We start from the raw sequence: 19,769 nt of genomic DNA, 5'->3' as shown, positions 1-19,769 counted from the left end.
GGCAGACTGAATCGCATGACCGGGAGTTCTTCACGCATGCTCGCGCTGCTGTCGCTGCTGCAGACCCCGCGCGATTGGCCGGGGTCCGTACTGGCGGAACGGCTGGAGGTCAGCCCCCGCACGGTGCGCCGCGACGTCGACCGGCTGCGCGCGCTGGGCTACCGGATCGGTGCGATCAAGGGACCGGACGGCGGCTATCGTCTCGCCGCAGGATCGGAGCTCCCGCCGCTGCTGTTCGACGATGATCAGGCGGTCGCGATCGCCGTCGCCCTCCAGAGCGTTTCGGCGACGGGGATCGACATCGATGAAGGTGCCGCCAGAGCCCTGGCCACCGTGCGCCAGGTGATGCCGTCCCGGCTACGACATCGAGTGGACGGCATCCGCTTCACCGGCACCGAGAACGCGACCAGGGTCGATCCGGCGGTACTCGAGGCGGCGAGCGCCGCCGTCCGCGACCGGCAGGTGCTCCGCTTCGACTACGCCTCCACCCAGGACCGCCCGGCCCGACGCACCGAACCGCACGCGGTGGTGGCGCGAGAGGGGCGCTGGTACCTGCTGGCGTGGGATCTGGAGGCTGACGACTGGCGCACGTTCCGCCTGGACCGGATGCGACCCCGCATCCCGACCGGACCGTCGTTCGCCACGCGCCCGCTGCCCGCCGTGGATGCGCAGACGTATCTCGCGGCCCGGGCCAAGGGGTCGACGACCGAGGACCGCTGGCCCTGCGTGGGTGAGGTCGTGATCGCGCTCCCCGCCCGCGACATCGCACCCTGGGTCGGCGACGGGGAGCTGGAGGAACTCGCTGACGGGTCGTGCCGTGTGACGATCGGATCGTGGTCGTGGACGGGGGTGCTCGCCTCGGTCGCGCGTTTCGATGCGGCTTTCACCGTCATCGGCCCTCCGGCGCTGCGGGAGGCGGCGGGAATCCTGGCGCAGCGTTTCGCCGCGGCGTGCGACTCGTCCTCCTGAATCGTCGAGTTTCACGCCCTTTCCCCATTTTGTGGAACGAGGCCGGGACGGGGCGAAATCGACGGCGCAGTCACCCACTATCTCGGCGAGGCAGGGCCACATATCGCGATCGCGTTCATCGATGATCTCCAGCACGCGGTGGGTCGGCTCGCTGCGCATCCCTCTCTCGAGTCGGCGCGCTTCGAACCGGTGACCGAGATTCCCGAGATCCGCGCCTTCCCTCTTCGGAGCCACCCGTACCTCATCATCTACACCCACGACCCTGATGCTGTGCGAGTGCACCGCGTGCTCCATACGCGGCGAGACATCGCCGCCGTCCTCCGCGACCGACTCTGAGTCCGCAGCCCGCGGGAGAGCCGCCCCACCCGCGCCGGTAGACTGAACTTGCCCCGCCGGCCCCTTCCTTTGGAGTGCGCGTGACCACCGCCCCTGCACCTTCCCCCCAGCACGTCCCCGACTCCGTCGAGAACGCGATCGCGACCCCCGAGAAGGAGCAGCCGTACGGCGCCCTCGGACTCAAGGACGACGAGTACGCGCGCATCAAGGAGATCCTCGGCCGCCGACCCACCTCGGGCGAGCTGGCGATGTACTCGGTGATGTGGTCGGAGCACTGCTCCTACAAGTCGAGCAAGAACTACCTGCGCCGCTTCGGCCAGAAGGTCTCCGATGAGATGAAGGAACGCCTCATGGTGGGCATGGGCCAGAACGCGGGCGTCGTCGACGTCGGCGAGGGCTGGGCCGTCACCTTCAAGGCCGAGTCCCACAACCACCCCTCCTTCATCGAGCCGTTCCAGGGCGCGGCCACCGGCGTCGGCGGCATCGTCCGCGACATCATCTCGATGGGCGCGCGTCCCGTCGCGGTCATGGACGCCCTGCGCTTCGGTGCGATCGACCACCCCGACACCGCCCGCGTCGTGCACGGTGTGACCAGCGGCATCAGCTTCTACGGCAACTGCCTGGGCCTTCCGAACATCGGTGGCGAGACCGTCTTCGACAGCGTCTACCAGGCCAACCCGCTCGTCAACGCGCTCGCGGTGGGCGTGCTGCGCCACGAAGACCTCAAGCTCGCGAACGCCACCGGTGTCGGCAACAAGGTGGTCCTGTTCGGTGCCCGCACGGGTGGCGACGGCATCGGCGGCGCAAGCATCCTGGCCTCCGACACGTTCGCCGACGGTGGCCCCACCAAGCGCCCCGCGGTGCAGGTGGGCGACCCCTTCGCCGAGAAGGTGCTCATCGAGTGCTGCCTGGAGCTGTACCGCGGCGAGCTCGTCGAGGCGATCCAGGACCTGGGCGCAGCCGGCATCTCGTGCGCGACCAGCGAGCTCGCGGCCAACGGCAACAGCGGCATGAAGGTCTCTCTCGACAACGTGCTGCTGCGCGACCCCACGCTCACGGCAGAGGAGATCCTCATGTCGGAGTCGCAGGAGCGCATGATGGCGATCGTGGCCCCCGAGAAGCTCGACGCCTTCCTGGCCGTCGTGAACAAGTGGGAGGTCGAGACCTCCGTGCTCGGCGAGGTCACCGGCGACGGACGCCTCATCATCGACTGGCAGGGCGAGCGCATCGTCGACGTCGACCCCTCGACCGTCGCGGTCGACGGCCCTGTCTACGACCGTCCGGTCGCGTACCCGACGTGGATCGACGCGCTCCAGGCAGATGCCGCAGAGAAGCTTCCGCGCGCGAACGACCCCGAGACGCTGCGCGAGCAGTTCCTCGCCCTCGTCGCCTCCCCGAACCTGGCCGACACGAGCTGGATCACGAACCAGTACGACTACTACGTGCTCGGCAACACAGCCCTGAGCTTCCCCGACGACGCCGGCATGATCCGCGTGGACGAGGAGTCCGGCCTCGGCTTCTCCGTCGCGACCGACGCCAACGGCCGCTACTGCCAGCTCGACCCGTACGCCGGCGCGCAGCTGGCCCTCGCCGAGGCGTACCGCAACGTCGCCGTGACCGGTGCCGTGCCGACCGCCATCACCGACTGCCTCAACTTCGGCTCTCCTGAGAACCCCGAGGTCATGTGGCAGTTCGGCCAGACCGTCGACGGCCTCGCAGACGGCTGCTACGAACTGGGCACCCCGGTCACCGGCGGCAACGTCTCGTTCTACAACCAGACCGGCGACGTGCCGATCCACCCGACCCCGCTCGTCGGCGTGCTTGGCATCATCGACGACGTCTCCCGCCGCATCCCGTCCGGCTGGCAGGACGAGGGGCAGAACATCTACCTGCTCGGCACCACCTCGACCGAGCTCTCGGGTTCGGCTTGGGCAGATGTCGTGCACCAGCACCTCGGCGGCCTGCCTCCGAAGGTGGATCTCGCGGGCGAGAAGCGCCTCGCCGGCCTGCTCGCCGCGGCCCGCGATGAGTGGCTCATCTCCTCGGCGCACGACCTCTCCGAGGGTGGCCTCGCGCAGGCCCTGGCCGAGGGTGTGATGCGCTTCGGTGTCGGCGCCCGCGTCTGGCTCAACGAGATCATCGAGCGTGACGGCGTGGATGCCGCGACGGCCCTGTTCTCCGAGTCGACCGGCCGCGTGATCGTGACCGTTCCCCGCGAGGACGACGTGAAGTTCCGCGGACTCTGCGAGGGACGCGACTACCCGGTGATGCGCATCGGCGTGACCGACAGCGAGGGCGCGAAGCTCGAGGTGCAGGACGTCTTCACCGTGACGGCCGCCGAACTGCGCGAGCGCTCGCAGGCCACACTGCCGTCGTACTTCGGCCCGACCGTCACCGAGGCGGTCAGCGCATGAGCAACGACGGTCTCAGCGAGGACTACGGCGACCTCGGCGAGAAGCGCAATCGGCGCATGCGCATCGTCGCGTGGACCGTCATCATCGCGCTGATCCTCGGCGGTGGCGGCGCGACGGTGCTGACGCTGCTCCTCGGCTGAGTCGGGACGCGCAGACTCGGGCTCCGATCGAGTTGCACTCCGCCGGCACGGTCAGCACTGCGCGCGGAGCGGGCGTGGTTCCGCCACCCCGTCCACGGAGGTCAGCTCCCAGACCTGGTCGCCCTCCGGGATGAGCGGCTCGAGCCACTCCGCGACGGTCTCGAACACTGCATCCTCGAGGTCTTCCCAGCTCCACCCCTGCGGACGCGACGGAACATCGGGTTCCCACCCCTCCTCGCCCCAGACGACACCGAAGATCTGCCGCTCGTCGTCGAAACGACGGTCGAGCACGAACGCGTCCTCTCCCGTGAACCGCGCCCACACATCGAACGGCCCCTCGCCGTCCTGCCCCAGGAAGAGGTCGATCGCGACCGCGTCGGTCGCGACGTCCTGGAAACGCCGGAGCTTCCCGGCGACGTGGTCGGATGACGCAGCCAGGACACGCATCAGTCGCGCACGGTAATCGCTGGTGTGCATGCCACCAGAGTAGACAGCTGGTCACGACGGATGAATGCCCAGTACCGTCAGGCGCCGGCCTCAGCGCGTGAAGAGGTACCGCGCCAGGTCGATGATGCCGTCGGGACCGCGGCTCTCCCGCCCGAGCGAGTCCACGATGATCGCGCCCAGGATGGCGCGCCCGATCTGCGCGACCGGGGCATCCTCCGGCAGCTGGCCGTCGCGGATCCCCCCTCGCAGCCGTTCGGACAGATGCTGCTCCACCCCGAGACTGCTCCCGAGATGCGCGCCGACCGCCGCGTCTTCGGCGGCAGCGGCGACGAGCGACTGCAGCAGCGCCTGACCCTGCGCGGAGGCGAGGATCGAGAACACCGACTGCAGCCAGGTCTCGACGTCGGCGAACAGATCACCCGTGTCGGGTACGACGAAGTCGACGGGGATGAGCCGCCCGTCCACGAGACAGTCGGCGATCAGGGCCCCGCGCGACGACCACCAGCGATAGATGGTCTGCTTGCCCACCCCGGCTTCCTTGGCGATGCCCTCGATCGTGAGCCGGTCATAGCCCTGCGCATGGAACAACCGAGAGGTCGCATCGAGGATCGCCTCGCGTGCCGCCGTGCTGCGCACGGGGCCGCTTCGATGCTCGTTCGCCATGCGTTCAGGATAGCCACAGATCGCTAGACGAGACGTGCCGTATGATCTTCGAGTCTGAAGGAGACCACTGTGGCATCACTGCTCTACCGTCTGGGTTCGTTCGCTGCGCGCAAGGCGTGGACGGTGATCGTGTCGTGGGTGCTGATCCTCGGCCTCGGCATCGGTGCCTTCCTCACCCTGGGCGGCACGCTGAGTAACAGCTTCGACATCCCCGGCACTGCATCCGGCGCCGTGACCGATGAGCTCGCCGACAAGCTTCCGGACGCCGCCGGCGGCACCGGCACGGTCGTCTACAGCACGAAGGACGGGTCGCCGTTCACCGACGAGCAGAAGCAGGCGATCTCCGACCTCGCCGTCAGCGCAGAAGACCTCGACGGCGTCGCGCGCGTGATCGATCCGTTCGACGCGCAGAAGCAGCAGGAAGAGCAGGCGCAGAAGCTTGCCGACGGCCAGACGCAGGTCGCCGACGGTCGCACGCAGCTGGATGCCGCCCAGACGCAGCTCGACGACGGCCGTGCGCAGCTCGAAGCCGGACTCGCGCAGCTCACGGCCGCGCGCACGCAGGCGGAGCAGGCCGGTGCCGGATCCGCACAGCTCGCCGCCCTCGATGCCCAGATCGCTGCCGTGAACGCGCAGCTGGCTCAGGTCGCGGCCCAGAACGCACAGCTCGACCAGTCCCGCATCACCCTCGACGACAACGCCGACCAGGTGCAGCTGGGCTCGACCCTGCTCGACCTGGCCGACGGCATCGGCGTGGTCTCCGACGACGGCTCGACCGCCATCGTCAACATCTCGTTCGTCGACCCGCGCCTCGAGCTCTCCGAAGAAGTGAAGCAGGGCGCGATCGACCACTTCGAGTCCTCACCCATCGACGGCGTCGAGGTCGACTTCGGCACCGACATCGCGCAGGGCGTGCCGGAGATCTTCGGTGTCGGCGAGGCGGTCGGCCTCGCGTTCGCCGCGGTCGTCCTCATCGTGATGCTCGGCTCCCTCATCGCCGCCGCCCTCCCGATCGTCACCGCCATCGTCGGCGTCGGCGTCGGCGTCACGGCCTCCCTCGCCTTCTCGGGCATTGTGAACATGGCGTCGGTCACTCCCGTGCTGGGTGTCATGCTCGGTCTCGCGGTCGGCATCGACTACTCGCTGTTCATCGTCAACCGGCACCGCAAGCAACTGCTCGCCGGAGTTCCGGTGCGGGAATCCATCGGCCTCGCGACCGGCACCTCCGGCACGGCCGTGGTGTTCGCCGGCACGACCGTGATCGTCGCCCTCCTCGCCCTCAACGTGACCGGCGTGCCCTTCCTCGGCCTCATGGGCACGGTCGGCGCGGTGTGCGTCGCCGTCGCCGTGCTCGTCGCCATAACCCTCGCGCCCGCCATCCTCGGCCTCGTCGGCACACGCCTGCTCAGCCGTCGCGCGCGCACCACGATCGGCGAGGAGCACGCCGCGGGCAAGCCGGTGAAGCGCATGTCGACCCTCCGCGCCGTCGTCACGGCGCTCGTGAGCGTCGTCGCCCTGCTGATCATCGCGATCCCCGCCATGTCGATGCGACTCGGACTGCCCGACGGATCGAGCGAACCGAGCGACTCGACCAGCTACCGCGCCTTCCAGACCGTCGACGAGCAGTTCGGCGAGGGCGCGAACGGCCCGCTGCTCGTGACCGCGACCCTCGACGAAGCGGTCAGCGACGACGACCTGCTCTCCACGCAGGTGACGATCGCGCAGGCCATCGCCGACCAGGACGACGTGGCTGCGGTCGCCCCGATCGCCACCTCCGACGACAACACGCTGCTCGCGTTCCAGGTCGTGCCGGAGGAAGGCCCGAACAGCGCGTCGACCGAGAGGCTCGTGCAGGACCTCCGCTCCATGCCTCCCGTCGCGGAGGGGATCACCCTCGGCGTCGCGGGTCAGGCCGCGATCAACATCGATATCTCCGAAGCGTTGGCCGGAGTGCTGCCGCTGTACCTCGTGGTCGTGGTCGGCCTGTCGCTGCTCATCATGATCGTGGTGTTCCGGTCGCTGCTCGTGCCGATCATCGCGACAGGTGGCTTCGTGCTGTCGCTGTTCGCGACCTACGGGCTGATCGTGGCGGTGTTCCAGTTCGGCTGGGGTGCCGAGATCATCGGGTTGCACAGCACAGGACCCATCCTGAGCTTCCTGCCCGTGATCCTCGTCGGCATCCTGTTCGGGCTCGCGATGGACTACCAGCTGTTCCTCGCCTCCGGCATGAGGGAGGCGTTCGTGCACGGCGCCTCCGCTCGCGATGCCGTCGCCCAGGGCTTCCGCGCCGGACGCTCGGTCGTGATCGCCGCGGCCCTCATCATGGTGTCGGTCTTCGGCGGGTTCATCTTCTCGGAGTCGACGATCATCCGCTCGATCGGATTCGGGCTCGCGTTCGGCGTGCTGCTCGACGCGTTCGTGGTGCGGATGCTGTTGATGCCCGCGCTCATGCACCTGCTCGGACGCTCGGCCTGGTGGCTGCCGCGCTGGCTCGACCGCATCCTGCCCAACGTCGACATGGAGGGCGCAGCCCTCGAACGCGACCACCCCGGCATGAAGTCCGTGGCCGTACCGACGACGACCGACTCGGTGCCGACGACCCGTACCTCCGACTGACGACGACCCCGGGATCGGGTGTCGGTGAAGGTGCCTAGAGTAGGCAGATGACCGCCGATGCCCGCGAACGCCTGCTCGCACTGCGCGTGCAGGCCGAAGCCCGCGTGCAGGCGACCGCGGCGATGCTCGACGAGCTCACCCACGACCGCGCGGGCTCGAACGACGACGACGAGCACGACCCCGAGGGCGTGACCCTGTCGTCGGAGTGGTCCCGGCTGACAGGTCTCGCCGACGCCGCGGCATCCGAGCTGCAGCAGGTCGATGACGCGCTCGCCCGAGTGGAAGCCGGCACCTACGGCATCTGCGCGAACTGCGGCCGCCCGATCCCCGCCGGACGCCTGGAGGCACGGCCGTTCGCCGAGTACTGCGTCGTCTGCGCCGAGAAGCTCGGCAGATAGCCCTGACGGTGGCGACGGGCACGAGTAGCATTCCCCCATGCCCATCACGCTCGAGAACGTCGGCATCGCGGTGCGCGACCTGGAAGCCACCATCTCGTTCTTCACCGACCTCGGCCTCACCGTGCTCGGTCGAGACGAAGTCAGCGGAGAGTGGGCGTCGACGGCGGTCGGCCTCGACGGCAACCACGCGAAGATCGCCGTGCTGCAGACTCCCGATGGGCACGGCCAGATCGAGCTGTTCGAGTACATCCATCCGGACGCGATCGAGACCGAGCCCACCCTGCCCAACGAGATCGGCATGCACCGCATCGCGTTCTCCGTCGACGACATCGACGCGTCGCTGGCGATCGCGGCCCGACACGGTTACCACCCGTTGCGCGGAGTCGCGAACTACCAGGACGTGTACAAGCTCACCTATCTGCGCGGCCCGAGCGGCATCCTCGTGATGTTCGCGCAGGACCTCACGAAGAGCTGACCATCCCGCGCCAGCGACGCCGCCGAGCGGCATGACGATGGCACAGGCCAGGAGGAGCCCGCCGAGAAGTAGGCTGAACGCATCATGGACGAGTTCATCCAGGGCTTCTGGACCTTCGCGCAGCACTACTGGTGGCTCATCTTCCCGATCATGGGAATGGCCGGTGGTATCGCGAAGACGTGGGAGCGCAGCTCCAAGCGACGACACGAGCGCCGCCTGGAGACCCTTCGCATGAAGGCGCAGCTGAAGACCGCCGAGATCGAGGCGCGCGCGCTCACCCAGCAGGCCAAGCGCCGCGGACCCTCTGTCGTCGACACCACAGCGTCCGTGGCACCGAGCGATCTGGTCGCGCGCCTGTTCGCCGAGCATGACGAGATCACGGCACGCTGGCTCGACTACGAGCTCGACGTCGCCAAGCTGATCGCCTTCCCCGCCATGAGCGATGGGCGCCAGCCGCTGACCGCCGCGTTCCTGCGCGCCAAGAAGACGGCCGATGCCCTGCGCCCCGCATCCGCCGACGCCAGGGTGTCGGAACAGCAGGTCACCGAGTACCTCCAGGCCGTCGGCGACTACGCGGTCGCTTTCGAGATCGCCGAAAAGGATGCCAGGCGCCTGCGCGATTCGACCTTCACCGAGCCGGAGCGCAAGCGTCTCGAACGCGCACAGCAGCTTCTGAAGGTCGCGGTCGACGAATCCGCCACGCAGGCCGAGCGCAACGTCGCCTACAAGCGCGTGCGCGAGGAGCTCGACGGCCTCATCCTGCTCTCCGACGACGCGGTCACCGTGCTGGAGAAGCAGGTGGCGAAGGAGCTTCCCGCGCAGGCGAGCGCTACCACCGCGACCCCGCCCGCCGCACCCGCAGCCGGGCAGGAGGCGGAGCGCGTGCCGGAGCCTATGCCTGTCGCCGACCCGCTGCACCGCACAGCCCCGCGGACACTCCCGCGCGACGACGCATGACTCCGGAGAACGTCACCGGCCCGATGGCGCACCACGCCGAGGCGCCCGTCTGGTGGTCGGGCTGGGGCGGATTGCGCTGGGTCGACGGGGACGCCGGCGATCTTCTGTCGCTGCGACCGGATGGCGTGTCCCGCCAGCACATCGACGACGAGTACCTGGCCTTCGCCCGCCCGCGCTCCGGTGGAGGTCTGGTGGCGGTCGGCGCCCGCACGCTCTACCTCGCGGATGACGTCGACGGACAAATCCGGGCTGTCGCCCCGCTGGGCGACGACCCCGGTGTGCGCATGAACGACGGATGCTGCGACCCTCGGGGACGCCTGCTCGCGGGGTCGATGGCCTACGACGCGGCGCCCGATGCCGGAGCCGTGCTGCGCGTCGACGCCGACCTGACGACGAGCACCGTTCTTCCGCGGGCGACGATCTCGAACGGCATCGGCTTCTCGCCGGACGGCCGACGCGCCTACTACGTCGACACCGCGACGCACCGCATCGACGTGTTCGACGTCAGCGAGGGCGAGCTGCGGGGCCGTCGCGCCTTCGTCGCGATCCCCGAGGAGCAGGGTTCCCCCGACGGATTGTGCATCGCCGCTGACGGCAGTATCTGGGTGGCCCTGTGGGGCGGCAGCGCAGTGCACGGCTACGACGCCGCAGGGCAGCGCATCGCGACGATCGAGCTCCCGGTGCCCCAGGTCAGCGCCTGCACCTTCGGCGACGACGACCTCGGCACGCTGTACATCACGACCTCGGCGCAGGGCCTCGAACCCGGCCACGGCACCGAGGCGGGCTCGCTCTTCGCCGTGCGACCCGGTGTGCGGGGCCTTCCTGTCATCCCCTTCGCGGGCTGACGCACCCGACGACCTCTACCCGGAGCACGGTGCACTCAGCGAAAGGAACCGTGCCCCGGGCACAGGCCGCCGGGGAGAGCCGAGTCAGCCCAGGTGCACCCGCTCGGTGCGCTGGCGCTGGCGTCCGAGACCCTCGATCTCGATCGTCATCTCATCGCCGTCCTGCAGATAGGGGAACCGGCCGGAGAGCGCGACACCCTGCGGGGTACCGGTGTTGATTACGTCGCCGGGCTCGAGCACCAGATACTGACTCAGCTCGTGCACGATCTGCAGCACGGAGAAGATCATGTCCGCGGTCGACGAGTCCTGCCGCGGCTCGCCGTTCACGAACGACCGCAGTCGCAGCGCCTGAGGGTCGACCTCGTCGGCGGGGACGAGTGCGGGCCCGAGCGGGTTGAACGTCTCGGAGCACTTGCCCTTCGACCACTGCCCGCCCGAGACGTCGAGTTGATACGCGCGCTCCGAGACGTCGTTCGAGATCGTGTAGCCGGCGATGACCTCACGCGCGGCATCAGGAGACGACAGGTAGCGGGCGGGCTTGCCGATCACGATCGCCAGCTCCACCTCCCAGTCGACCTTCTCGGCTCCGGGCGGCAGCAGCACGACATCGTCCGGTCCGACCACCGTGTTGGGGTGCTTGAAGAAGACGACCGGATGCTCGGGGGGCTCCGATCCGGATTCGGCAGCGTGAGCCGCGTAGTTCTGTCCGATGCAGATCACCGCTGTCGGACGAGCGACAGGGGCGCCGATACGCAGCCCGTCGACGTCGGCGGTGACCAGTTCACCCCGGCCGAGCGCGGAGCGCACGCGGCCGATGCCGTCGGCGGCGAGGAAGTCGCCGTCGATCTCGGCGGTGAGGGGGGACAGGTCGTACACGACGCCCTCCTCTCGCACGTAGGGACGTTCGCGGCCGACGGGGCCGAGTCGCAGGAGCTCCATGGGGCCTTCCAGGTCAGCGCGCGGCGGCGAAGGACGGGTTGACGATCGGCACGGACTCGCCGGCCAGGTAGCGGATGACGTTCTCGGCCGCGTGCACCGGAAGGTCGGCCAGCGCCTCGGGCGAATACCAGGCGGCGTGCGGTGTGAGCAGCACCTGATCGAGGTCACGCAGCGGCGAGTCGGCGGCGAGCGGCTCTCCCGCGAACACGTCGAGGGCCGCGGCACCGATGTGTCCCGCCCGCAGCGAGGCGGCGAGCGCCTCCTCGTCGATGAGCGGACCGCGACAGGTGTTCACCACGACCGCTCCCGGCTTCATGGTCGCGAGGGCGGCTGCGTCGATCAGGTGCCGGGTGTCGTCGGTGAGCGGCACGTGCAGGGTCAGGATGTCCCCACGCGCGACGGCCTCCGCGATCTCCACGGGCTCGCACCCGGCTTCGCGCACGGCGTCGGCGGGGGCGAAGGGGTCGGCGACGAGGACGCGGAAGCCCAGCGCGCGACAACCGCGAGCGACCATCGAGCCGATGCGTCCGAAGCCGAGCACCGACACCGTGGTGGCCGAGGGGCGCACAGCGAGCGGTCGTGCGTCGACGGCCTTCCAGGTCCCGGCACGCACGGCGCGGTCGTAGGCGGACAGGCCGCGCGCCTGGGACATGATCATGGCGATGGTGTGCGCCGCCACCTCTTCGATGCAGTAGCTCGGGGTATTCGCGACGGCGATGCCACGAACGGTCGCAGCCTCGACATCGACCATGTCGTACCCGATGCCGACACGGCTGATGATGCGGAGGTTCGGCATCCGGTCCATCACATCACCCGTGATCTGCGCCCACTGCACGACCAGCCCTTCGGCGTCGGCACCGAGGGCGGCGATGTCGTCCGGGCTTCCGGATGCGGCGCGATCGGCGCGCAGTCCTGCCTGTCGGAGCGTGTCTTCGATGACGGTTCCCGGCAGGTCGCAGTCGCTGACGAGGATGAATGGCTCGGTCATGGATGCGATGCTATAGCATCTAGCAGACCTGCGCATCGCGATACCGAAGTTGGGCCCTTTCGCTGGTCCGAAATCCTGGGCCGCCCGCTCGGGCGCCCGCGAGTTCACGCGTGAGGGGTGCCGAAACCCTCCGAATCTCCGTCTGAGCAGGGGGATCGCCCGCCGTGTTCGCCAGACTGGGGAGATCGAAGGGGAGTAGTTCCGGGCTCGCGAGAGCCTGAGGCCGCATCGACATACTGACGTTCACGATGATCGTCCGGTGCCCCTGTCTCCCGGATGAACGAGACCTTCGGCCCACGCGCGGCCGGAGCTCTGTCTTGTCCTCTCTCGGTCGCGCCCGACCGAAAGGACCGTTCCCCATGCCACGCGCATTGATCGGCCGTCTCGCCCTGTGCCTCCTGATCGCCGCCCCCGCCTTGGTGTTCCGCACACTGGGCTTCCACGCGAATCCCGTGCTCGACCTCGTCGTCTTCGGGGCGGCGGTCGTGGCGGCGAGCTTCGTGCTCGCCTGGGCCGCCGAGGCCGCGCAGAAGGACATCTCCGGCGCCCTCGCGATCGCCATCCTCGCCCTCATCGCCGTGCTCCCCGAGTACGCCGTCGACCTGTACTACGCGTTCCGCTCCGGCTCCGACCCCGAGTACGCGCAGTACGCCGCCGCGAACATGACGGGATCGAACCGACTGCTCCTGGGCTTCGGGTGGCCACTCGTCGTGATCGTCGCCCTCGTGATCGCGAACCGGGCACGACGCGGCGAAGCCCGGCGTCTCGCCCTCGAGCTCCCCGTCACCGCACGCCTGGACGTCGGCTTCCTCGCGGTGCTGGCGATCCTCGCGTTCGCCATCCCACTGTTCGGGAACATACCGATCTGGTTCGGCCTGGTGCTCATCGGGGCATTCGTCACCTACCTGTGGCGGGCAGGCCGCGTGGAGAGCGAAAGCCACGACGAGTTCGTCGGCGCCGCCGCGCACATCGCGGGCATGCCGACCCGCGCCCGGCGGATCACCGTGATCTCGATGTTCATCGTCTCGGCGGGCATCATCCTCGCGTGCGCCGAGCCGTTCGCGACCGGTCTCGTCGATTCGGGAACCGCGCTCGGGATCGACAGCTTCTTCCTCGTGCAGTGGCTCGCGCCCCTCGCCTCCGAGGCGCCCGAGTTCATCATCGCGGTGCTCTTCGCCGTCCGGGGAATGGGGGCAGCCGCGATCGCCACCCTCATCGCGTCGAAGGTCAACCAGTGGAGCCTCCTGGTCGGCTCGCTCCCCCTCGCGCACTTCTTCGGTGGCGGAGGGTCCGATCTGCCGCTCGATGCCCGGCAGATCGAGGAGTTCGTGCTCACCGGCACCCAGACCGTGATGGGTGTTGCGATCCTCCTCGCCCTCCGATTCCACCTGGGATCGGCCATCGCCCTGGCGGCGATCTTCCTCGTGCAGTTCTTCGTGACCGACACCGGCGGCCGCTACGTGCTCGCCGCTCTGCAGCTGATCATCGCCGCCGGTTTCCTGATCGTCCACCGTCGGCACATCCTGCCCACCCTCGCCGCACCGTTCCGTCGATCGCAGCCTTCGCCGGCGATGACCGCGGGCGGATCCGCTGACGGCGCCGGAGGTCGCGGATGACCGCCCTTTTGCTATAGCGTTTAGGGATGACTGTGCGCCGCGCTCTGATCACGGGGGCGAGTTCCGGCATCGGGACCGCCGCCGCCCTCGAACTCGCCCGCGAGGGTGCTGCCCTCTGGATCACGTATACCGGACGGGAGGCCGAAGCGCTGCGCATCGCGGAGGAGTGCCGGGCGGCAGGATCGCCCGAGGTTCACGTGTCGCGCCTCGACCTGCAGGAGCGCGAGTCGATCGACGCGCTCGTCGGCGAGATCACGGACGCATGGGGATCGCTCCATGTGCTCGTCAACAACGGCGGAGTCTGCCCCTACACGCCCTACGAAGACATCGAGTTCGACGAGTGGGACATGGTGCTCGAGACCAACGCCCGCGGCACCTTCTTCCTGACCCGCGGGGCGCTCCCCCTGCTCCGGGCAGCGGACGGCGACCGCTCGGTGATCAACATCGCCTCGATCGCCGGCCAGGTCGGCGCGCTGCAGACCGGCATCCACTACGCCGCGAGCAAGGGCGCGATCCTGGCCATCACGCGGAGCTTCGCCCGGCACCTCGCCTCGGAGGGCATCCGCGTCAACGCCGTGACCCCTGGCCCGGTCGCGAGCGCCATCACGGACCAGCTGCAGGGGGCGGGGCGCGAGAAGCTCGAGTCGGGCATCCCCCTCGGCGCGTTCGGGCAGCCGGAGGACGTGGCCTGGATCATCGGATCCCTCGCCTCAGAGCGAGCACGCTTCATCACCGGCGCCACCTACGACGTCAACGGAGGAGTTCGCATTGACTGACCGCACCCCCCTGGACCGCTCCGCCCTCGAAACCGTGCAGGCGCAGCTCGAAGCCTTCAACGCACACGACCTCGACGCGTTCGTGGCCACCTACGCCGAGGACGCCGTCATCACCGGTGTCGCCGCCGAACCCGTGGTCGGTTCCGCCGCGATCCGTGCGTTCTACGAGCCTCGACTGCAGAACCCCGAGCTGTCGTGCGTCATCGAGACCAGCGTGCTCTTCGGCACCCGGTGGGTTGTCGCACAAGAACAGGTGATCAACTCCGACGTCGCCACCGAGACCATCGCGACCTTCGATGTGGTGGACGGACTGATCGCCAGGGCGTCCATGCTCAAGGCCTGAGGAGGCGGAGGTCGTCGGGTCTCGAGGTGGGGTCGGCCTAGCCTGCGAGCTCGATCACATCCATTCCGAACAGGCTGGTCTTGGGAGATTCGATCGAAGCCATTCGCGGAACGGGCTTGAGTGGTCGGTGCTCGGGAGCGATCATCAGACGGAAGGGCCCTCTCGCGAGCCCCAGGGTCAGTTGCGTGTCGTACCAGCACAGCGCCTGCCTCGGAGAAGCCTTTTGAATCCAGGAGTGCAGGAAGAGCCAAGCGAGAGACGCGAACGGGATCAGGATCCAGAGCGCGAGGCCGCGCACCAACAACACGAGGAGCCATCCCGTTCTACTGAGTGCGTTCATCGACGGATTCCCCCTTCCTGGTCAGCTGTGCCGTATTGAACGTAGCGGACCACAGACGAGAGCGGCGCTATCTCCGATGCGCGGTTACGAGCAGTGTGACAATCAGTCCCAGTTCGGCGCGGGCGGTCGATACGCGTCACGGCGATGGCGGGCGCGAACAACGACCAGCGTCTCCGGCGCTTCGAGGAAGAAGAGCACGCGGTAGTCGCCGCGACGGGCCGAGCGCAGCCCCTCGAACTCGTCTTGCAGCGGTTTGCTCATCCGCTCAGGGTTCTCGGGCAGCGTGTAGACGGCGAATTCCACGATCGCCTGAGCAATCTTCTGCGGCAGCCGATCCAGGTCCCGCCAGGCAGAGTCGGCGAACGAAGTGACCCACGTCACCGGCGCCCAACCCCGTAACGCGCGATCGTCTCATCGGCACTGCGCAGCTGTCCATCTGTCGCCTGCTGGCGGGCGCTTTCGACATCCTCGCGCGTTCCCGGCTCCGACAGCCAGAACAGCGTCTCGTAGAGCGACTCCAGTGCGTCCCTGCTGATCAGCACGGCAGCGCCGCGCCCATGGCGCGTGATCTCGATCGTCTCGTGCTCTCGCTCCACCTGATCGACGAGCCGGGACAACTGATCCTTTGCTTCACTCAAGGGCACTGTCTGCATGTCCTACATATTAGCCTGACTTTTGGCCCTTACCTAGCCTAATCTCTGGCCGTCGAGAGCGGCTAACGATGATCGCTGACCCGAACGGCGATCACTCGTGTTCGGGCAGGACCGGTGACGACCAGCCCTGGTCGCGACCCAGCTGTGCCGCCCGCGAGATGGACGCCGCTCCGTAGCGATCGCGCAGGGTGTCGAGCACGGTGTCGAGGCGCGCTTCGTCGCCCCAGTCGATCGGCAGCTCGGGCGCCACGTTCCCTGCACGGTCGAGCTGCGACAGCGAGATACCGAGCAGGGTGATGCCGCGCGCAGAGATCTCGGGCTGCGCGGCGGCGAGCAGCGCGCGAGCGAGGGTGAGCAGCACGGCGGTGCGGTCGGTCGGAGCCCGGAGCGAACGGGATCGGGTGGCCTTCGTGAAGTCGCCGAAGCGCAGACGCAGCACGACCGTTCGGCACACGCGATCGCCGTCGCGGAGTCGCCTACAGAGACGGTCGATGATCTGCGTGAGGATGAGGTCGAGCTCCTCGGCCGAGCGCGGACGAGTGCCCAAAGCACGCTGCGAGCCGATGGATCCCCGACGCCGCGTGGTGTCGACCGGCCGCGGGTCGCGCAGCCGGGCCAACGCATGCACGTGCGCACCCGTCGCCTTGCCCAGCATCCGTTCGGCAGTCGCGGCCTCCAGCTCAGCGAGCTCGCCCACGGTGCGGATGCCGTAGCGGTGCAGCTTCTCGGCCGTGACGGCGCCCACGCCCCACAACCGCTCGACCGGGAGCGGAAGCAGGAACTCCTCTTCTCGGTCGGGCTCGACGACCAGCAGACCGTCGGGCTTGCTCACGGCACTCGCGACCTTGGCGAGGAACTTGGTGCGCGCGACGCCCACCGAGATGGCCAGCCCCGCCTCCGCCCGCACGCGCTCGCGCAGCCGCGTCGCGATCTGCTCGGGACTGCCCGCGAGGCGTCGCAAACCGCCGACCTCGAGGAACGCCTCGTCGATCGACAGCCCCTCGACGAGCGGGGTGGTGTCGCGGAAGATCGCGAACACGTCCTTGCTCGCGGCGGAGTACGCCTCCATGCGCGGAGGGACGACGACAGCATCGGGGCAGAGCTCGCGCGCCTGCCGGCCTCCCATCGCCGTGCGCACCCCGCGCGCCTTCGCCTCGTAGCTCGCCGCCAGCACGACCCCGCCGCCGACGATCACGGGTCGCCCGCGCAACTCCGGGGTGTCGCGCTGCTCGACCGACGCGTAGAACGCATCGAGGTCGGCGTGCAGCACGGTCGCTTCCCCACGCATCCTGCTCTCCTGTCGCCGAGCGGATCGTCGCACGGACCGGGGACATCCGAGCCGGTGCCGGCCGACGTTCATGCAGTGTCGGTCCTCACAGGTAGGTTCGGCGCGTGCCGGAACCGGTGATGCAGTGGTGGGCGCGGCGGCAGTTCTCTCGCGGTCGCGCGATTCCGTATGACGTGGGAACTTATCGCGCCGGGTGGGCCGCGTACCCGGAGCTGATCCGCCAGTATCACCCCGAGCTGAATCACGGCATCGCGCTGTCGCAGATCCCTCTCGCCGCCGACGTGCTCGTGTGTTGGGAGTGCCCGGTCGGCCATCGGTTCGCCGCCACACCGACCGAGCAGCGCGAACGTCCAGGACGCGTCCGGCGCCGCTCCGCGTGGTGCCCGGACTGCTCCGCGCTCGCCCGCCCGCAGCCGGTCGTGCTCGGGGAAGCTCGCGCCATCCCCCGTAAGCCCCGTCGCCCCGCGCCTGCGCTCTGCACCAAGACGCCGGACCTGCCCTCGGGGACCGCGTTCGCGAGCGAGTGCGCGCCGAAGCCCGCCTCTGCTGCAGAGGGACGTCTGCGGGCGGGGCTCGGTGCCGCGATCGAGTTCGACACCACCGTGAACGCCGTCAAGGTCTCGCGCCCGTTCTTCCGCCACACCGAGGTGTGGCCGGACATCGTGCTGCCGGAGCTGCAGGTCGCGATCGAGTACGACACGGTCGGCCGACACGGCCTGGAGCATGTCGGCAAGCGGCAGGACACGGATCTGCGCAAGGACCGCGCCCTGCGTGCTGCGGGGTGGGAGGTGATCCGCATCCGGACCGGGAAGCTCGAGCCTCTCGGCCCGCACGACCTGGCGCTGCCATCCGTCGGGGCGAAGAGCATCGACCGGATCATCGACGAGCTGCGGGTGATTCGCGGGGCGCTGATGGTGGACGCGTATCTGCGGTGACGCAGAGGCGTCAACTCACGGACCTAATCGCCTCCGCGTTCGGTATGTCATTCGGGCCCGCAGACCACATGCTTGCAGCACGGACGCCCATCCCGACTGGACACCCGCCAAATGCGAGCCTTCCGTGATTCCAGCGTTTCTGACGATACGTTGTCGATCAGAGGAGGCTACGGATGCGGTTCACGGAATACTTCGCCGTCGAGCGAGATTACGACGACGACTGGTTCGACTGCGAGCTGAGCACCGATACTCCCCTGTACGTCGATCCGTTCCTCGTATTCGAGGATGATGACCCCTATTGGGCTGAGACGCGGCAGACCGTCATCGACTTCTTCGGTCTCGCCCTCAGCTTCGTCGACGCTTCCGGCGGCGACGTGACCTCGCCGCACTATCTCAAAGCGGTGCGGATGTTGAAGTTCCCCGAGCCGAGTGAGTTCGCCCTCGGACTCTCGATGGGGCACCCGAAAGGCTCCGGGGCAGGCTTCAAGTACGCCGAGAAGATGGCCTCCGCGCTGAGTCTGCTCTCCCAGCGCGGAATCACCCAGGTTCAGCACATTCAGGCCTTCGCACTGTTCTGTGAGGGACTCGGCGTGGACCGGATCAGTGACATCTTCTGCGACATCATCAAGGCAAAGTTCATCGAGTACACGCAGACGGTCGCCACTCGTCACGAACTCGTGCTCCAGGAGGTGCCGGTTCGCGCCGCCCGGTGGAACCGCACTACCGGGCGCTGGTCCCACATGCGCGCTCGCCTGCCGAAGAGCCCAGTCACGCAGGAGGGTGTGCTCCTCGCACCGTCGCGGTTCCTCAAAGACATTCCCGTCGTCACGCCGGACTCGTTCTGGACGTGGGCAGACGCCGGAGTGGGTGACGACCTCCGACAGGAACTCAACTACGAGCTGAACGTCGCACTCACGAAGGAAGACCGCAAGGACGCGGCATACAAGGCGGCATGGAAGCATCCCGACCTCGTAATGGACTACCTGAATGTCGTGTCCGAAACCGACACAGAGCCCTACGACGTTGAAGCTGATCCCAAGTTGCTCGTCGAGTGGGCAGAGGTCGGGCGCGACGCGGCGGCTCAGCAGGAGCCGATCGGAAAGCTCGGGAACGAGTCCGAGTTCGCCGCCTGGGTGGTCAAACTCGCGAAAGAGTTCCAGCACGCCGTGGAAGAGACCGACCTGTGGAAGGCCCTCTGGGATGACGGCCTGCGTAAGTATCGACCGGAGAAGATCGTCCAGGCCATCGCGGGGATGCTCTTCGCCGCGCACTGTCGAATGGCCGACGTGGACCTCACCCGCGAGAGCAATCTCGGTCGGGGTCCGGTCGACTTCAAATTTTCGCAAGGGTGGCAGAAGCGCGCTCTCCTCGAAGTAAAGCTCATCCCGAGCACTCACTTCTTCACTGGGGCCTCGAAGCAGTTGCCCCAGTACATGACCACGGAACGCGCGTCGGTTGGCGTCTACCTCTGCGTGGGATACAGCGACAAGGACTTCTCCCCTGAGCGCCTCCAGCCGATCGAAGACACCCTCCGCAAGCTCAGGGAAGATTCCGGCTGGGCCCTTGAGGTCATTTACGTCGACGCGCGTACGACTAACAAAGACTCAGCCTCCAAGCTGAAATAGCCCCTT

Annotated in this window: 22 protein-coding genes; 14 read left to right on the top strand and 8 right to left on the bottom strand. The window is 68.3% G+C overall.

Going from position 1 to position 19,769, the window contains the following annotated elements; translation table 11 throughout:
* The first annotated feature begins 15 nt into the window (after nt 1–15).
* The 4 genes from ABRP18_RS01270 to ABRP18_RS01255 all read left to right on the top strand — a co-directional run bounded on the left by ABRP18_RS01270 (nt 16) and on the right by ABRP18_RS01255 (nt 3,859).
* Nucleotides 16–969, top strand: coding sequence for a YafY family protein (locus ABRP18_RS01270; protein ID WP_349885315.1), 954 nt, complete (start codon nt 16–18; stop codon nt 967–969).
* Nucleotides 970–1,305 (top strand): type II toxin-antitoxin system RelE/ParE family toxin, encoded by a 336-nt coding sequence (locus ABRP18_RS01265; RefSeq protein ID WP_193762238.1) that lies wholly within the window; start codon nt 970–972, stop codon nt 1,303–1,305.
* A gap of 80 nt (nt 1,306–1,385) precedes the next feature.
* Nucleotides 1,386–3,719, top strand: a complete 2,334-nt coding sequence (purL, locus tag ABRP18_RS01260) for a phosphoribosylformylglycinamidine synthase subunit PurL (RefSeq protein ID WP_046748164.1) — start codon at nt 1,386–1,388, stop codon at nt 3,717–3,719.
* The gene (locus ABRP18_RS01255) at nt 3,716–3,859 is read left to right on the top strand and encodes a hypothetical protein (protein WP_164734066.1); all 144 of its coding nucleotides are present in this window, start codon (nt 3,716–3,718) and stop codon (nt 3,857–3,859) included. The genes purL and ABRP18_RS01255 overlap by 4 nt, the downstream gene beginning before the upstream one ends.
* A gap of 51 nt (nt 3,860–3,910) precedes the next feature.
* On the opposite strand, the gene ABRP18_RS01250 is transcribed toward ABRP18_RS01255, so the two are convergent.
* Nucleotides 3,911–4,336: a DUF6389 family protein gene (locus tag ABRP18_RS01250; RefSeq protein ID WP_349885314.1), complete on the bottom strand. Its 426-nt coding sequence runs from the start codon at nt 4,334–4,336 to the stop codon at nt 3,911–3,913.
* Between the two features lie 60 nt (nt 4,337–4,396).
* Entirely contained in the window at nt 4,397–4,969 is a 573-nt protein-coding gene (locus ABRP18_RS01245) for a TetR/AcrR family transcriptional regulator (protein ID WP_113682024.1), read from the bottom strand.
* A gap of 69 nt (nt 4,970–5,038) precedes the next feature.
* Between ABRP18_RS01245 and ABRP18_RS01240 the strand changes: the two genes are divergently transcribed.
* The 5 genes from ABRP18_RS01240 (at nt 5,039) to ABRP18_RS01220 (ending at nt 10,260) form a co-directional block, all read left to right on the top strand.
* A complete protein-coding gene (locus ABRP18_RS01240; RefSeq protein ID WP_349885313.1) occupies nt 5,039–7,585 on the top strand; it encodes an MMPL family transporter in 2,547 nt (848 codons plus the stop codon).
* 47 nt (nt 7,586–7,632) lie between these two features.
* Nucleotides 7,633–7,983 (top strand): TraR/DksA C4-type zinc finger protein, encoded by a 351-nt coding sequence (locus tag ABRP18_RS01235; RefSeq protein WP_349885312.1) that lies wholly within the window; start codon nt 7,633–7,635, stop codon nt 7,981–7,983.
* Between the two features lie 37 nt (nt 7,984–8,020).
* The gene (locus tag ABRP18_RS01230) at nt 8,021–8,458 is read left to right on the top strand and encodes a VOC family protein (RefSeq protein ID WP_058631057.1); all 438 of its coding nucleotides are present in this window, start codon (nt 8,021–8,023) and stop codon (nt 8,456–8,458) included.
* Nucleotides 8,459–8,542: 84 nt separating this feature from the next.
* Nucleotides 8,543–9,415: a hypothetical protein gene (locus ABRP18_RS01225; protein ID WP_349885311.1), complete on the top strand. Its 873-nt coding sequence runs from the start codon at nt 8,543–8,545 to the stop codon at nt 9,413–9,415.
* On the top strand, nt 9,412–10,260 hold the full coding sequence (locus ABRP18_RS01220; protein ID WP_349885310.1) for an SMP-30/gluconolactonase/LRE family protein: 849 nt from the start codon (nt 9,412–9,414) through the stop codon (nt 10,258–10,260). The genes ABRP18_RS01225 and ABRP18_RS01220 overlap by 4 nt, the downstream gene beginning before the upstream one ends.
* 84 nt (nt 10,261–10,344) lie before the next feature.
* Here ABRP18_RS01220 and ABRP18_RS01215 read toward each other — a convergent pair whose 3' ends face one another.
* The gene (locus ABRP18_RS01215) at nt 10,345–11,199 is read right to left on the bottom strand and encodes a fumarylacetoacetate hydrolase family protein (protein WP_349885309.1); all 855 of its coding nucleotides are present in this window, start codon (nt 11,197–11,199) and stop codon (nt 10,345–10,347) included.
* Between the two features lie 13 nt (nt 11,200–11,212).
* On the bottom strand, nt 11,213–12,187 hold the full coding sequence (locus ABRP18_RS01210) for a C-terminal binding protein (protein WP_349885308.1): 975 nt from the start codon (nt 12,185–12,187) through the stop codon (nt 11,213–11,215).
* 359 nt (nt 12,188–12,546) lie between these two features.
* Here ABRP18_RS01210 and ABRP18_RS01205 point away from each other — a divergent pair, with 359 nt between their 5' ends.
* Genes ABRP18_RS01205 through ABRP18_RS01195 form a run of 3 tightly spaced genes read left to right on the top strand, consistent with a single transcriptional unit; the run spans nt 12,547 to nt 14,922 of the window.
* On the top strand, nt 12,547–13,803 hold the full coding sequence (locus tag ABRP18_RS01205; RefSeq protein WP_349885307.1) for a sodium:proton exchanger: 1,257 nt from the start codon (nt 12,547–12,549) through the stop codon (nt 13,801–13,803).
* Nucleotides 13,804–13,829: 26 nt separating this feature from the next.
* On the top strand, nt 13,830–14,579 hold the full coding sequence (locus ABRP18_RS01200; protein ID WP_349885306.1) for an SDR family oxidoreductase: 750 nt from the start codon (nt 13,830–13,832) through the stop codon (nt 14,577–14,579).
* A complete protein-coding gene (locus tag ABRP18_RS01195) occupies nt 14,572–14,922 on the top strand; it encodes a nuclear transport factor 2 family protein (protein WP_349885305.1) in 351 nt (116 codons plus the stop codon). The genes ABRP18_RS01200 and ABRP18_RS01195 overlap by 8 nt, the downstream gene beginning before the upstream one ends.
* Before the next feature lie 37 nt (nt 14,923–14,959).
* Here the strand turns inward: ABRP18_RS01195 and ABRP18_RS01190 are convergent, their stop codons facing one another.
* The 4 genes from ABRP18_RS01190 to dinB form a co-directional block, all read right to left on the bottom strand.
* Nucleotides 14,960–15,262 carry a hypothetical protein gene (locus ABRP18_RS01190; RefSeq protein WP_061017407.1) on the bottom strand — a complete coding sequence of 101 codons (303 nt, stop codon included), beginning with the start codon at nt 15,260–15,262 and terminating at the stop codon, nt 14,960–14,962.
* A gap of 102 nt (nt 15,263–15,364) precedes the next feature.
* Nucleotides 15,365–15,643, bottom strand: coding sequence for a type II toxin-antitoxin system RelE/ParE family toxin (locus tag ABRP18_RS01185; protein WP_193762187.1), 279 nt, complete (start codon nt 15,641–15,643; stop codon nt 15,365–15,367).
* On the bottom strand, nt 15,640–15,915 hold the full coding sequence (locus ABRP18_RS01180) for a type II toxin-antitoxin system Phd/YefM family antitoxin (protein ID WP_349885304.1): 276 nt from the start codon (nt 15,913–15,915) through the stop codon (nt 15,640–15,642). The genes ABRP18_RS01185 and ABRP18_RS01180 overlap by 4 nt, the downstream gene beginning before the upstream one ends.
* A 91-nt stretch (nt 15,916–16,006) precedes the next feature.
* Nucleotides 16,007–17,203, bottom strand: a complete 1,197-nt coding sequence (gene dinB / locus ABRP18_RS01175; protein ID WP_349885303.1) for a DNA polymerase IV — start codon at nt 17,201–17,203, stop codon at nt 16,007–16,009.
* A 119-nt stretch (nt 17,204–17,322) separates the two neighbouring features.
* Here dinB and ABRP18_RS01170 point away from each other — a divergent pair, with 119 nt between their 5' ends.
* Nucleotides 17,323–18,138, top strand: a complete 816-nt coding sequence (locus ABRP18_RS01170) for a zinc-ribbon domain-containing protein (protein ID WP_349885375.1) — start codon at nt 17,323–17,325, stop codon at nt 18,136–18,138.
* A gap of 173 nt (nt 18,139–18,311) precedes the next feature.
* Entirely contained in the window at nt 18,312–19,763 is a 1,452-nt protein-coding gene (locus ABRP18_RS01165) for a hypothetical protein (RefSeq protein ID WP_349885302.1), read from the top strand.
* Nucleotides 19,764–19,769: the final 6 nt, after the last annotated feature.

Origin of the sequence: Microbacterium sp. WHRI 7836 (assembly GCF_040223885.2) — a bacterium.
Lineage (GTDB): Bacteria > Actinomycetota > Actinomycetes > Actinomycetales > Microbacteriaceae > Microbacterium > Microbacterium oxydans.
This window is presented reverse-complemented; position numbering and strand designations above follow the sequence as displayed.

Excerpts from the sequence above, each read along its gene's own strand:
- ABRP18_RS01270 (WP_349885315.1), top strand. The coding sequence starts at position 16 with ATGACCGGGAGTTCTTCACGCATGCTCGCGCTGCTGTCGCTGCTGCAG.
- ABRP18_RS01255 (WP_164734066.1), top strand. The coding sequence starts at position 3,716 with ATGAGCAACGACGGTCTCAGCGAGGACTACGGCGACCTCGGCGAGAAG.
- ABRP18_RS01250 (WP_349885314.1), bottom strand. The coding sequence starts at position 4,336 with ATGCACACCAGCGATTACCGTGCGCGACTGATGCGTGTCCTGGCTGCG.
- ABRP18_RS01245 (WP_113682024.1), bottom strand. The coding sequence starts at position 4,969 with ATGGCGAACGAGCATCGAAGCGGCCCCGTGCGCAGCACGGCGGCACGC.
- ABRP18_RS01235 (WP_349885312.1), top strand. The coding sequence starts at position 7,633 with ATGACCGCCGATGCCCGCGAACGCCTGCTCGCACTGCGCGTGCAGGCC.
- ABRP18_RS01230 (WP_058631057.1), top strand. The coding sequence starts at position 8,021 with ATGCCCATCACGCTCGAGAACGTCGGCATCGCGGTGCGCGACCTGGAA.
- ABRP18_RS01225 (WP_349885311.1), top strand. The coding sequence starts at position 8,543 with ATGGACGAGTTCATCCAGGGCTTCTGGACCTTCGCGCAGCACTACTGG.
- ABRP18_RS01220 (WP_349885310.1), top strand. The coding sequence starts at position 9,412 with ATGACTCCGGAGAACGTCACCGGCCCGATGGCGCACCACGCCGAGGCG.
- ABRP18_RS01215 (WP_349885309.1), bottom strand. The coding sequence starts at position 11,199 with ATGGAGCTCCTGCGACTCGGCCCCGTCGGCCGCGAACGTCCCTACGTG.
- ABRP18_RS01210 (WP_349885308.1), bottom strand. The coding sequence starts at position 12,187 with ATGACCGAGCCATTCATCCTCGTCAGCGACTGCGACCTGCCGGGAACC.
- ABRP18_RS01205 (WP_349885307.1), top strand. The coding sequence starts at position 12,547 with ATGCCACGCGCATTGATCGGCCGTCTCGCCCTGTGCCTCCTGATCGCC.
- ABRP18_RS01200 (WP_349885306.1), top strand. The coding sequence starts at position 13,830 with ATGACTGTGCGCCGCGCTCTGATCACGGGGGCGAGTTCCGGCATCGGG.
- ABRP18_RS01190 (WP_061017407.1), bottom strand. The coding sequence starts at position 15,262 with ATGAACGCACTCAGTAGAACGGGATGGCTCCTCGTGTTGTTGGTGCGC.
- ABRP18_RS01180 (WP_349885304.1), bottom strand. The coding sequence starts at position 15,915 with ATGCAGACAGTGCCCTTGAGTGAAGCAAAGGATCAGTTGTCCCGGCTC.
- dinB (WP_349885303.1), bottom strand. The coding sequence starts at position 17,203 with ATGCGTGGGGAAGCGACCGTGCTGCACGCCGACCTCGATGCGTTCTAC.
- ABRP18_RS01170 (WP_349885375.1), top strand. The coding sequence starts at position 17,323 with ATGCAGTGGTGGGCGCGGCGGCAGTTCTCTCGCGGTCGCGCGATTCCG.
- ABRP18_RS01165 (WP_349885302.1), top strand. The coding sequence starts at position 18,312 with ATGCGGTTCACGGAATACTTCGCCGTCGAGCGAGATTACGACGACGAC.